A 12,522-nucleotide genomic window follows, 5' to 3' on the forward strand; every position below is an offset into this window, starting at 1 on the left:
AGCCCGCGACCGGGTTCTGGAAGTCAGACACCGCCGGTCTCCTTTCCATCACTCTCGGTAGCAGTATCGGGGCCGCCACTGACAATCAGCTCCCGCTCGTGGCGGGGCCGCCTGCGGGGCACCGGGGGCAGGGTCTGGCCGGGCAGCGGCGGCACCGGGAATCCGCCGGCCATCGGGTCGAACTCCCCGCCCGGCGGCGCGGCCTCGGCCTCCTCCCCGGCCCGCCGGTCCCGGAAGGCGTCGGCGGCGAAGGAGAGCAGCAGCACCACCAGCACCGCGCCCGCGACGTACAGCACGATCTGCTGGAAGTCGTAGTTCTCGTTGCGCAGCGCCCGGACGGTGGCCACCAGCATCAGCCAGACCACCGAGACCGGGATCAGCACCTTCCAGCCCAACTTCATCAGCTGGTCGTACCGGACCCGGGGCAGGGTGCCGCGCAGCCAGATGAAGAAGAACAGCAGCAGCTGCACCTTGACGGTGAACCAGAGCAGCGGCCACCAGCCGTGGTTGGCGCCCTCCCAGAACGCCGAGACGGGGTACGGCACCCGCCAGCCGCCCAGGAAGAGCGTCGCCGACACCGCCGAGACGGTGACCATGTTGACGTACTCGGCCAGCATGAACATCGCGAACTTGATGGAGCTGTACTCGGTGTTGAAGCCGCCCACCAGGTCGCCCTCGGACTCCGGCATGTCGAACGGCGCCCGGTTGGTCTCGCCCACCATGGTGATCACATAGATCACGAAGGACACCGGCAGCAGCACGATGTACCAGCGGTCCGCCTGCGCCTCCACGATCGCGGAGGTGGACATCGAGCCGGAGTAGAGGAAGACCGAGGCGAACGCGGCACCCATGGCGATCTCGTAACTGATCATCTGGGCGCACGAGCGGAGCCCGCCGAGCAGCGGATAGGTCGAGCCGGACGACCAGCCCGCCAGCACGATGCCGTAGATCCCGACCGAGGCCACCGCGAGGATGTAGAGCATCGCGATCGGCAGATCGGTGAGCTGCATGGTGGTGCGGTGCCCGAAGACCGACACCTCGTTGCCGGCCGGTCCGAAGGGGATGACCGCGATCGCCATGAAGGCGGGGATGGCGGCGACCACCGGCGCGAGGACGTACACCACCTTGTCGGCCCGCTTGACGATCACGTCCTCCTTGAGCATCAGCTTGACGCCGTCCGCGAGGGACTGGAGGAGACCCCAGGGGCCGTGCCGGTTGGGCCCGATGCGCAGCTGCATCCAGGCCACCACCTTGCGCTCCCACACGATGGAGAAGAGCACGGTGACCATGAGGAAGGCGAAGCAGAACACCGCCTTGACCACCACCAGCCACCACGGGTCGCGGCCGAACAGCGAGAGGTCCTCGGCCGCGAGGAGACTTCCCGGCTGCGCCGCGAGCGGTACGAGCGCGGTCATGCGCACACCTCCGGTACGGAAGCGGGGACGGGAGCGGTCCGGCCCGGGCGGGGCCGTACGGGGAAGGGCGAGACGGCGTACGGGAGGTACGAGCCGGACGGCGGTCCGGACGGTCCGTACGGGTATGCGGCCAAGCGCTTGGAAGGCGCCTGCTCCGTGCCCCGGGTATCCGCCGGCCGCCCGGGGGCCCGGGTCCGGTTCGTCACGGCCGCACCTCCGGTCCCCGGTCGCCGGGAGCGGACGCCGGGCCGCCGGAAACCGGACCCGGACGTGAGGACGCCGGGCCGCCGGAGACCGAGCCCGGACCCGGGGCCGCCGGGCCGCCAGGAGCGGCGCCCGAACCCGCCGGCCCACCGGAAGCGGAGCCCGCGCCCGGACCGGGACCCGGCCCCGCCACCGGCGCTCCGCCCCCCGGGCCGCCCGGCCCGATCCGCACCGGTCGGCCCGGCGCGGCGCCCGTGTCGGAGAGGACGCCGCCGCCCGTGGAGTTGAGCGGCAGCCACACCACCCGGTCGGGCATCTCGGTGACCCGCAGCGGCAGCCGCACCGTCCCGGCGGGCCCGGTGACGGCCAGCGGCTCGCCGTCCCGGACCCCGGCACCCGCCGCCGTGGCCGCCGACAGCCGGGCGACCGGGGCGTGCCGGGTGCCGGCCAGCGCCTCGTCGCCCTGCTGCAACAGCCCCTGGTCCAGCAGCAGCCGGTGACCGGCCAGCACCGCCTCGCCCGCACCGGGGCGGGGCAGCGGCCGGGTGGGTTCGGCCGGGTCGGCGGCGCGCGGCCCGTCCCAGGCGTCCAGCCGGTGCAGCTCGCGGCGGGCCGCGCTCACGTCCGGCAGCGCGAAGTGCACGTCCATGGCGTCGGCCAGCATGTGCAGCACCCGGCCGTCGGAGGGTGCCAGCCGCCGGGTCATCTGCTCCGGCTTCAGCGCGGCCTCGAACGGGCGGAGCCGGCCCTCCCAGTTGAGGAAGGCCCCGGACTTCTCGGCGACCGCCGCCACCGGCAGCACCACGTCGGCCCGCTCGGTCACCTCGCCCGGCCGCAGCTCCAGCGAGACCACGAAGGCCGCGTCCAGCGCCTCCCGGGCCCGGGCCGGGTCCGGCAGGTCGGCCACCTCCACGCCGCCGACCAGCAGCGCGCCCAGCTCACCGGTGGCCGCGGCCGCCAGCATCTGTCCGGTGTCCCGGCCGTACCGGTGCGGCAGCTCCCGGACGCCCCAGACGGTCGCCGTCTCCGCGCGGGCCCGGGGATCGGTGGCGGGCCGGCCGCCGGGCAGCAGCGAGGGCAGGGCGCCCACCTCGACGGCGCCCCGCTCCCCCGCCCGGCGCGGGATCCAGACCAGCCGGGCGCCGGTCGCGGTGGCGGTGCGCACGGCGGCGGTCAGCCCGCCCGCCACGGCCGCCAGCCGTTCGCCGACCACCAGCACGGCGCCCGGTTCGCGCAGCGCCCGTACCGCCTCGGCGCCGTCGCCCTCCAGGGTGCCGCCGGCCCCGATCCCGGTGGCCAGCGCGTCCAGCCACTCGGGCTCGGTACCGGGCGCGGCCGGCAGCAGGGTGCCGCCCGCCCTGGTGAGCCCCCGGGTGGCGTACGGGGCCAGGGCGAAGAGCCGCAGGCCGCGCTTGCGCCAGCCCTTGCGCAGCCGCAGGAAGACCCCGGGGGCCTCCTCCTCCGCCTCGAACCCGGCCAGCAGCACCACCGGGGCGGCCTCCAGGGCGGAGTGGTCGACACCGGCCCCGTCCAGATCGCGGCCGTGCCCCGCCACCCGGGCGGCCAGGAAGTCGGCCTCCTCGCCGCTGTGCGGCCGGGCGCGGAAGTCCACGTCGTTGGTGTCAAGCGCCACCCGGGCGAACTTCGCGTAGGCGTAGGCGTCCTCGACGGTCAGCCGGCCGCCGGTGAGCACTCCGGTGCGCCCCCGGATCAGTCCGCGCGCCGCCGCCTCCAGCGCCTCCGGCCAGGAGGCGGGCTCCAGCGCACCGGTGGCCGGGTCGCGGACCAGCGGGGTGGTGAGCCGGTCGCGCTGCTGGGCGTACCGGAACGCGAACCGCCCCTTGTCGCACATCCACTCCTCGTTGACCTCCGGGTCCTCGGCCGCCATCCGGCGCATCACCTTGCCGCGCCGGTGGTCGGTCCGGGAGGCGCAGCCGCCCGCGCAGTGCTCGCAGACGCTGGGCGAGGAGACCAGGTCGAAGGGGCGGGAGCGGAACCGGTACGCCGCCGAGGTGAGCGCGCCGACCGGGCAGATCTGGATGGTGTTGCCGGAGAAGTAGGACTGGAAGGGGTCGCCCTCGCCGGTGCCGACCTGCTGGAGGGCGCCCCGCTCGACCAGTTCGATCATCGGGTCGCCGGCGATCTGGTTGGAGAACCGGGTGCAGCGGGCGCAGAGCACGCACCGCTCCCGGTCCAGCAGCACCTGGGTGGAGATCGGCACCGGCTTCTCGTAGGTCCGCTTCCGGCCCTCGAAGCGGGAGTCCGCCCGGCCGTGCGACATCGCCTGGTTCTGGAGCGGGCACTCGCCGCCCTTGTCGCAGACCGGGCAGTCCAGCGGGTGGTTGATGAGCAGCAGCTCCATCACCCCGACCTGCGCCTTCTCCGCGACCGGCGAGGAGAGCTGGGACTTCACCACCATCCCGTCGGTGCAGGTGATGGTGCAGGAGGCCATCGGCTTGCGCTGGCCCTCCACCTCCACGATGCACTGGCGGCAGGCGCCCGCCGGGTCGAGCAGCGGGTGGTCGCAGAAGCGCGGGATCTCGATGCCGAGCTGTTCGGCGGCGCGGATCACCAGGGTGCCCTTGGGCACCGAGATCTCGATGCCGTCGATGGTCAGGGTGACCAGGTCCTCCGGCGGGGTCGCCGCGGCCCCGCCGGGGGGGTTGGCCGTGGTGACGGTCATGCCCGCACCTCCAGATGAGTGTCCGCCCAGGCGGTCGACCTGGCCGGGTCGAAGGGGCAGCCGCGGCCGGTGATGTGCTCCTCGTACTCGGCCCGGAAGTACTTCAGCGAGGAGAAGATCGGTGAGGCGGCGCCGTCCCCGAGCGCGCAGAACGACTTGCCGTTGATGTTGTCCGCGATGTCCGCGAGCTTCTCCAGGTCGGCCGTCGCGCCCTTGCCGGCCTCGATGTCCCGGAGCAGCTGGACGAGCCAGTAGGTGCCCTCCCGGCAGGGGGTGCACTTGCCGCAGGACTCATGGGCGTAGAACTCGGTCCACCGGGTGACCGCCCGCACCACGCAGGTGGTCTCGTCGAAGCACTGGAGCGCCTTGGTGCCGAGCATCGACCCGGCGGCGCCCACGCCCTCGTAGTCCAGCGGCACGTCCAGGTGCTCGTCGGTGAACATCGGCGTGGACGAGCCGCCCGGGGTCCAGAACTTCAGCCGGTGGCCCGGCCGCATCCCGCCGCTCAGATCGAGCAGCTGGCGCAGGGTGATGCCGAGCGGCGCCTCGTACTGGCCGGGCGCGGCGACATGGCCGCTGAGCGAGTAGAGGGTGAAGCCGGGCGACTTCTCGGTGCCCAGCGAGGTGAACCACTCCTTGCCCCGGTGCAGGATCGCCGGGACCGAGGCGATGGACTCGACGTTGTTCACCACCGTGGGACAGGCGTAGAGGCCGGCGACCGCCGGGAACGGGGGCCGCAGCCGGGGCTGGCCGCGCCGGCCCTCCAGCGAGTCCAGCAGCGCGGTCTCCTCGCCGCAGATGTACGCGCCGGCCCCGGCGTGCACGGTGAGTTCGAGGTCCAGGCCGCTGCCGAGGATGTCGCGGCCGAGGTAGCCGGCCTCGTACGCCTCGCGCACCGCCTCGTGCAGCCGGCGCAGCACCGGGACGACCTCGCCGCGCAGATAGACGAAGGCGTGCGAGGAGCGGATCGCGTAGCAGGCGATCACGATGCCCTCGATCAGCGAGTGCGGGTTGGCGAAGAGCAGCGGGATGTCCTTGCAGGTGCCCGGCTCGGACTCGTCGGCGTTGACCACGAGGTAGTGCGGCTTGCCGTCGCCCTGCGGGATGAACTGCCACTTCATCCCGGTGGGGAAGCCGGCGCCGCCGCGTCCGCGCAGCCCGGCGTCCTTGACGTACGCGATCAGGTCGTCGGGGGTCATGGCGAGGGCCTTCTTCAGCCCCTCGTACCCCTCGTGGCGCTTGTAGGTCTCCAGCGTCCAGGACTCGGGCTGGTCCCAGAACGCCGACAGCACGGGTGCGAGCAGCTTGTCCGGACTGCGGTCCTGGCCGGTGGTCGCGGCTGCCACGGTCATCACTCCCCCTCCTCGGCGGTGGGTCCGGCCGGGTGGTGCGGGTCGGAGGCCGAGGTGTCCTGCGGTGCGTCGTGCGAGCTGAGGTGCTCGGAGTTGGGCGAGGTCTTCTCGGGGTCCGGGGCCTTGCCCGCGCCCCGGGCCTTCCCGGCGCCCGGGGTCTTCCGGGGTCCCCCGGTGCCCGGGGTCTTCCCAGCGCCGGCGGCCTTACGGGCCTCCCCGGCCTCCGGGGCGCCCGGCCGGGAGTCCGGAGCCTCCGGTACGTCCCCGGGTGCGGCCCCGGCCTCGTCGGCGTCACGCGGGTGGACGATCCGGGCGGGTGCGATCTCGCCCTTGGCGAGCCGGAGTCCGGCGAGCGAGGCGGGTCCCGCGCCGCCGGTCGCCGCCACCGCGCCCGGCCGCGGGTCCGGGAAGCCGGCCAGGATGCGGGCGGTCTCCTTGTACGTGCAGAGCGGGGCGCCCCGGGTGGGGGCGACCGGGCGGCCGGCCCGGAGGTCGTCCACCAGCCGCTTGGCGGAGTCCGGCGTCTGGTTGTCGAAGAACTCCCAGTTGACCATCACCACCGGGGCGAAGTCGCAGGCCGCGTTGCACTCGATGTGCTCCAGCGTGACCGCGCCGTCCCCGGTCGTCTCGCCGTTGCCGACGCCCAGGTGCTCCTGGAGCTCGGCGAAGATGGCGTCGCCGCCCAGGACCGCGCAGAGCGTGTTGGTGCAGACGCCGACCTGGTAGTCGCCGGAGGGCTTGCGCCGGTACATGGAGTAGAAGGTGGCGACGGCCGTCACCTCGGCGGTGGTCAGCCCGAGCGTCTCGGCGCAGAACCGCATTCCGGTCGGGGTGACGTACCCCTCCTCGGACTGCACCAGGTGCAGCAGCGGCAGCAGCGCGGACCGGGAGTCCGGGTAGCGGGCGACGATCTCCTCGGCGTCCGCCGCCAGCCGGGCGCGTACCTCGGCCGGGTAGTCGGGGGCGGGGAGCTGGGGCATCCCCAGTGATACGTCCGTCATTACCGGTCGACGCCTCCCATCACGGGGTCGATGGACGCGACGGCGACGATGACGTCGGCCACCTGGCCGCCCTCGCACATCGCCGCCATGGCCTGGAGGTTGGTGAACGAGGGGTCGCGGAAGTGCACCCGGAAGGGGCGGGTGCCGCCGTCCGACACCACGTGCACGCCCAGCTCGCCCTTGGGCGACTCGACCGCCGTGTACGCCTGTCCCGGCGGCACCCGGAAGCCCTCGGTGACCAGCTTGAAGTGGTGGATCAGGGCCTCCATCGAGGTGCCCATGATCTTCTTGATGTGGTCCAGCGAGTTGCCCAGGCCGTCCGGGCCGAGGGCGAGCTGCGCGGGCCAGGCGATCTTCTTGTCGTCCACCATCACCGGGCCCGGCTCCAGCCGCTCCAGGCACTGTTCGACGATCCGCAGCGACTGCCGCATCTCTTCGAGGCGGACCAGGAAGCGCCCGTACGCGTCGCAGCTGTCGGCGGTCGGGACGTCGAACTCGTACGTCTCGTAGCCGCAGTACGGGTCGGTCTTGCGCAGGTCGTGCGGGAGCCCGGCGGAGCGCAGGATCGGCCCGGTGGCACCCAGCGCCACGCAGCCGGTGAGGTCCAGGTGGCCGATGCCCCGCATCCGGCCCTTGAAGATCGGGTTGCCGGTGGCGAGCTTGTCGTACTCCGGCAGGTTCCGCTTCATGGTGCGGACGAACTCGCGCAGCCGCTCCACCGCGCCGGGCGGCAGGTCCTGGGCGAGCCCGCCGGGCCGGATGTAGGCGTGGTTCATCCGCAGCCCGGTGATCAGCTCGTACAGGTCCAGGATCAGTTCCCGGTCCCGGAAGCCGTAGATCATGATGGTGGTGGCGCCCAGCTCCATGCCGCCGGTGGCGATGCACACCAGGTGCGAGGAGAGCCGGTTGAGCTCCATCAGCAGCACCCGGATCACCGACGCCCGGTCGGGGATGCGGTCCTCGATGCCGAGCAGCTTCTCCACGCCCAGGCAGTACGCCGTCTCGTTGAAGAACGAGGTCAGGTAGTCCATGCGCGTGACGAAGGTGGTGCCCTGCGTCCAGTTGCGGAATTCGAGGTTCTTCTCGATGCCGGTGTGGAGGTAGCCGATGCCGCAGCGGGCCTCGGTGACGGTCTCGCCGTCGATCTCCAGGATCAGCCGGAGCACTCCGTGGGTGGAGGGGTGCTGGGGCCCCATGTTGACGACGATCCGCTCGTCGTCGGCCCGGGCGGCGGACTGGACGACCTCGTCCCAGTCGCCGCCGGTGACCGTGTAGACGGTGCCCTCGGTGGTCTCCCGGGAGCCGGCGCCCGCGGCCCCGTACTCCTCGGCCGCCCGGGGCGCGTGCGACGTGCTCATGAGTAGGACCTCCGCTGGTCCGGGGCCGGGATCCGGGCGCCCTTGTACTCGACCGCGATGCCGCCGAGGGGGTAGTCCTTGCGCTGCGGGAAGCCCTGCCAGTCGTCCGGCATCATGATCCGGGTGAGGGCCGGATGGCCGTCGAAGACCAGACCGAAGAAGTCGTAGGTCTCCCGCTCGTGCCAGTCGTTGGTCGGATAGACGCCGACCAGTGAGGGGACGTGCGGATCGCTGTCCGGGGCGGAGACCTCCAGCCGGATCAGCCGGCCGTGGGTGAGCGAGCGCAGATGGTGGACCGCGTGCAGCTCCCGCCCCTTGTCACCGGGGTAGTGGACGCCGCTGACGCCGGTGCACAGCTCGAACCGGAGCGCCGGGTCGTCCCGGAGCGTCCGGGCCACCCGCACCAGGTGCTCGCGGGCGATGTGGAAGGTCAGCTCGCCGCGGTCGACCACGGTCTTCTCGATCGCGTTCGCCGGGAGCAGGTCCTGCTCCTCCAGGGCCCCTTCCAGCTCGTCCGCGACCTCGTCGAACCAGCCGCCGTACGGTCGGACGGCTGGTCCCGGAAGTCGCACCGAGCGGACGAGGCCGCCGTATCCGGAGGTGTCGCCGCCGTTGTCGGCGCCGAACATCCCGCGCTGGACGCGGACCTCCTCGCCCCGGTCGCCGCGCTGCCCGGGCAGGTTCTGCGCGGACAGGTCCTTCTCGGGGTTGGGCCGGTCCGCCCCGGGCCGGTCCGGGGCGGGAGCGGGCCCCTTCGCCGGGTCCCCGGCGGGCGCCGTGGCCGGGTCCTTCTCCGGGGTGCCGGCCGGGCCCTTCTCCGGGCCTTGCCCCGGGGCGCTCCCCGGGACATTCGCCGGGCCCTTCCCCGGGTCCTCTCCGGCAGCCTCCGCCGGAGCGGGCCCCTTCGCCGGGCTCTCCGAGCTCTTCGGGTTCTCCGGGCTCTTCGGGTTCTCCGGATGCGCCGGACTCGCCGGCTTCTCCGGGCCGGTTCGGTCACTCACGGACCCCACCCCCTCACGGAACGCGCCCGACAACGGGCGTACGCCGTCGCCGTCATCGCAGCAACCCCTTCATCTCGATCACCGGCAGCGCCTTCAGCGCCGCCTCCTCCGCCTCGCGGGCCGCCTCGCGCGCGTTGACGCCGAGCTTGGAGCCCTGGATCTTCTGGTGGAGCTTGAGAATCGCGTCCATCAGCATCTCGGGCCGGGGCGGGCAGCCCGGCAGATAGATGTCGACCGGGACGACATGGTCGACGCCCTGCACGATCGCGTAGTTGTTGAACATCCCGCCCGACGAGGCGCAGACGCCCATGGAGATCACCCACTTGGGGCTGGGCATCTGGTCGTAGACCTGGCGCAGGACGGGCGCCATCTTCTGGCTCACCCGGCCCGCCACGATCATCAGGTCGGCCTGGCGCGGCGAGCCGCGGAAGACCTCCATGCCGAACCGCGCCAGGTCGTACCGGCCGGCGCCGGTGGTCATCATCTCGATGGCGCAGCAGGCGAGCCCGAAGGTCGCGGGGAAGACCGACGCCTTGCGCACCCAGCCCGCCGCCTGCTCGACCGTCGTCAGCAGAAACCCGCTGGGCAGTTTCTCTTCGAGTCCCATTGGTGGCCCCTCAGCCCCTCAGTCCCATTCCAGGCCGCCGCGCCGCCAGACGTACGCGTAGGCGACGAAGACGGTGAGCACGAAGAGCAACATCTCCACGAGCCCGAAAAGCCCCAGGGCGTCGAAGCTGACCGCCCAGGGGTAGAGGAAGACGATCTCGATGTCGAAGACGATGAAGAGCATCGCCGTCAGGTAGTACTTGATGGGGAAGCGGCCGCCGCCGCGCGGCGTGGGAGTGGGCTCGATGCCGCACTCGTACGCCTCAAGCTTCGCCCGGTTGTACCGTTTTGGGCCGATCAATGTGGCCATGACCACGGAGAAGATCGCGAACCCTGCCCCGAGGGCGCCGAGCACGAGGATGGGCGCGTAGGCATTCACGCTCCTCGCTCCTTCCAGTCGTCCTTGACCGTTGGACCGCGCCGGGCCGCCGGCTCACCGCCCACGAAGATCGCGCTCATGTGAGGCAGTTCACAAGCCCCGGCTGCTGGCATCCTAAGCCCGTCACTCTGTGATCTGCGACACGGGGTACGGCAACGAGTTTGTGATCTCCACCACCAGACGAAGGATCATGAACACCCCGGAAAGGCGATCTTCGTACGGCACGTGGTCAAGTGGCCACCAGAGGTGACATTCGACCACCCCGGCGCAGGTCAGGGCCGCCGTCCACTATCAAGTGCTGCCCATGACAAGCAAATTCGCCATGGACTCGACCGGGTGATAAAGGGCCGATTTCTCACCCTGCCGCCTGAACCGGTGGGAGCGAAGTGGACACGTGCACGCGTTCACGAACTACCGGACAGGGCTGCGGCTTGGCCCTCTGTGAGCTGCGACACCTTTCCACGCACCGTCAAAAACCGGGCTTGGCCAATGGTGTGAAGGGATGGTAAGCGCATGGCAATTCGGACGTTTCGCGGAAAAGCCGTGATCATGGGCCTGATCGCCCACGTCCGCATTGTCCGGTGTGGCGTCAATAAGGGGCCACGCGAAGCGGATTCACAGGTTCCGCCCGCAACTGTGGCGCACCCCACGTTTCTTGAAGGGAACCGCCCGCCCCTGATAGCGGTTGTCCCATGTCCCACTCCGCTCACATACCCAGCCACCGGAAGCCCCGCCGCAGCGCTTCCAAGCTCGCGCTTCGCGCCGGAGTTGCCGGTGGCGTCCTCAGCACCATCGCGGTGGCCGGTGCCGCCGGCCCGGCGAGCGCCGAGCCGGTGACCGAGACCATCGAGATGCCCACGCTCAACGCGGACCTGGTCCAGGACGTGTCGAGCGCCGTCGCCGCCTCCGCCGAGGCCACCCAGCGCGCCGCCCTCGACTCCGAGCTCCAGGCCCAGGAGAACGCGGCGGCCACCAAGGCGTTCGCCGAGGCCAAGAAGGCCAAGGCGGAGGCCGACCGCAAGGCCGAGGCCGAGCGCAAGGCCAAGGAGGCCGAGGAGAAGGCACGGGCCGAGGCCAAGGAGCGCGCCAACCGCTCCACCGAGCGCACCACCCTCAGCGCCTCGTCGGGCTCCTCCGACTCCGGCTCGGGCTCCTCCGCCTCGGACGACGGCGGCTCCTCCAGCTCCTCGCACGCGACCGGTTCGGCCGCCTCCATCGTGGACTTCGTGCGCGCCCAGGTCGGCGACGCCTACATCTCCGGTGGCACCGGCCCGAGCTCGTGGGACTGCTCGGGTCTCGTGCAGGCCGCGTACCGGCAGATCGGAGTGGACCTGCCGCGCGTCTCCCAGGACCAGTCGACCGCCGGCACCCAGGTCTCCCTGGACAACCTCCAGCCCGGCGACATCCTCTACTGGGGCGGCGCGGGCAGCGCGTACCACGTGGGCGTCTACGTCGGCGGCGGCAAGTTCGTCGGCGCGCAGAACCCGAGCACGGGTGTGGTGGAGCGGTCGCTCGACTACGACATGCCGTCCGGCGCGGTCCGGGTGCTCTGACCCCGGCCGTGGTCCGAAGGTCCTGAAGACGGCGAAGGGCCGTCGCTCCCCCGCTCGGGGCGGGAGCGACGGCCCTTCGCCGTACGGGCGCCGCACCAGCCCGTGGTGGGCCCTTCGCCGCACCGGCCTGTCGTGGAACCCCTCGCCGTACTGCCTTTCCCGGGCTGGGCCACGCCTTCAGCGCCACCCCGGTTCCACCGGGGCAAGCATCGGACGAGAAATTTCCTACCGGCGCGGCGCTACGTTTCAGGTATGAGCAGCCACGCAGCGCCCCACGCCGCCGAGCGGGCCGGCAAAAGATCCGTGTCGCTCGCCCAGTCGTTGATCAAAGAAGTCGAGGAGCGCACCGGTAGGAACGGGTTCTCCTCCGTTGTGGCCGAGGCCCTGGAGGAATGGCTCGCCGCACAGAAGCTGCGCGAAATCGTGGCCGCCGACCGCGAGGCGTTCGGCCCCGTCTCCGCCGAAGCCCGGCGGCAGGCGGAACAGGAGTGGTGAGCAAGCGCCTCAAGACCAAGGCCAAGCACGAGGGCACGCTCGTCCTGGACGCCCCGGGGCTTTCGCTGCACGTCGACGGCGACGAGGGGATGCGCGCCCGCATCGAGGTCGCCCAGCGGAGCGGCCGTCGCGTGGCGCTGTCCGCGCTGACACCTCTGGAAGTACGCCGCACCGGGGACGCCGCCAAGCGGCTCCAGTTCCATCTGCCCCGGTTCGACGTCAAGCCTGTCAGCGATGCCGTGATGGACGCCGCCGCGAAGCTGTTGGACGTGTCCGGCCTCGACGGACACGAATGCCTCGTGGACGCACTCGTGGTGGCCACCGCCGCGCTCTGTACGCCCCCGGTGCTGCTCGTCACCTCCGACACGTCGCACATTCCGGCGTTGTGCGAGGCGGCTGAGGAGCTTCCCGGTTCACCAAGGGTGAGGATCATCAGCGTCTGAGAGCCCGACCGTCGTACGCCGGGCCGCTCGGC

At 71.9% G+C, this 12,522-nt stretch carries 11 protein-coding genes; 3 read left to right on the forward strand and 8 right to left on the reverse strand.

Going from position 1 to position 12,522, the window contains the following annotated elements:
• Positions 1–23: 23 nt before the first annotated feature.
• From nuoH to NX801_RS26305, 8 genes are all read right to left on the reverse strand, one after another.
• A complete protein-coding gene (gene nuoH / locus NX801_RS26270) occupies positions 24–1,415 on the reverse strand; it encodes an NADH-quinone oxidoreductase subunit NuoH (RefSeq protein WP_258790400.1) in 1,392 nt (463 codons plus the stop codon).
• Positions 1,416–1,617: 202 nt separating this feature from the next.
• Entirely contained in the window at positions 1,618–4,302 is a 2,685-nt protein-coding gene (locus NX801_RS26275; RefSeq protein WP_258790401.1) for an NADH-quinone oxidoreductase subunit G, read from the reverse strand.
• Positions 4,299–5,654: an NADH-quinone oxidoreductase subunit NuoF gene (gene nuoF / locus NX801_RS26280; protein WP_258790402.1), complete on the reverse strand. Its 1,356-nt coding sequence runs from the start codon at positions 5,652–5,654 to the stop codon at positions 4,299–4,301. Before nuoF ends, NX801_RS26275 begins: the two co-directional genes overlap by 4 nt.
• Positions 5,654–6,655, reverse strand: a complete 1,002-nt coding sequence (gene nuoE / locus NX801_RS26285) for an NADH-quinone oxidoreductase subunit NuoE (RefSeq protein WP_258790404.1) — start codon at positions 6,653–6,655, stop codon at positions 5,654–5,656. Before nuoE ends, nuoF begins: the two co-directional genes overlap by 1 nt.
• Positions 6,655–8,013 (reverse strand): NADH-quinone oxidoreductase subunit D, encoded by a 1,359-nt coding sequence (locus tag NX801_RS26290; protein ID WP_258790405.1) that lies wholly within the window; start codon positions 8,011–8,013, stop codon positions 6,655–6,657. The genes nuoE and NX801_RS26290 overlap by 1 nt, the downstream gene beginning before the upstream one ends.
• Positions 8,010–8,708, reverse strand: a complete 699-nt coding sequence (locus NX801_RS26295; RefSeq protein WP_258790447.1) for an NADH-quinone oxidoreductase subunit C — start codon at positions 8,706–8,708, stop codon at positions 8,010–8,012. The genes NX801_RS26290 and NX801_RS26295 overlap by 4 nt, the downstream gene beginning before the upstream one ends.
• A 358-nt stretch (positions 8,709–9,066) precedes the next feature.
• Positions 9,067–9,621 carry a NuoB/complex I 20 kDa subunit family protein gene (locus tag NX801_RS26300; RefSeq protein WP_258790406.1) on the reverse strand — a complete coding sequence of 185 codons (555 nt, stop codon included), beginning with the start codon at positions 9,619–9,621 and terminating at the stop codon, positions 9,067–9,069.
• Between the two features lie 18 nt (positions 9,622–9,639).
• Positions 9,640–9,999: an NADH-quinone oxidoreductase subunit A gene (locus NX801_RS26305; protein ID WP_258790407.1), complete on the reverse strand. Its 360-nt coding sequence runs from the start codon at positions 9,997–9,999 to the stop codon at positions 9,640–9,642.
• A gap of 692 nt (positions 10,000–10,691) precedes the next feature.
• On the opposite strand from NX801_RS26305, the gene NX801_RS26310 reads away from it, so the two are divergent.
• The 3 genes from NX801_RS26310 (at position 10,692) to NX801_RS26320 (ending at position 12,490) form a co-directional block, all read left to right on the forward strand.
• Positions 10,692–11,552: a C40 family peptidase gene (locus tag NX801_RS26310; RefSeq protein ID WP_258790408.1), complete on the forward strand. Its 861-nt coding sequence runs from the start codon at positions 10,692–10,694 to the stop codon at positions 11,550–11,552.
• Between the two features lie 252 nt (positions 11,553–11,804).
• Positions 11,805–12,047, forward strand: coding sequence for a hypothetical protein (locus NX801_RS26315; RefSeq protein ID WP_258790410.1), 243 nt, complete (start codon positions 11,805–11,807; stop codon positions 12,045–12,047).
• Positions 12,044–12,490: a PIN domain-containing protein gene (locus NX801_RS26320; protein ID WP_258790412.1), complete on the forward strand. Its 447-nt coding sequence runs from the start codon at positions 12,044–12,046 to the stop codon at positions 12,488–12,490. Before NX801_RS26315 ends, NX801_RS26320 begins: the two co-directional genes overlap by 4 nt.
• The last annotated feature ends 32 nt before the right edge of the window (positions 12,491–12,522 follow it).

Origin of the sequence: Streptomyces pyxinae (assembly GCF_024756275.1) — a bacterium.
Taxonomy (GTDB): domain Bacteria; phylum Actinomycetota; class Actinomycetes; order Streptomycetales; family Streptomycetaceae; genus Streptomyces; species Streptomyces pyxinae.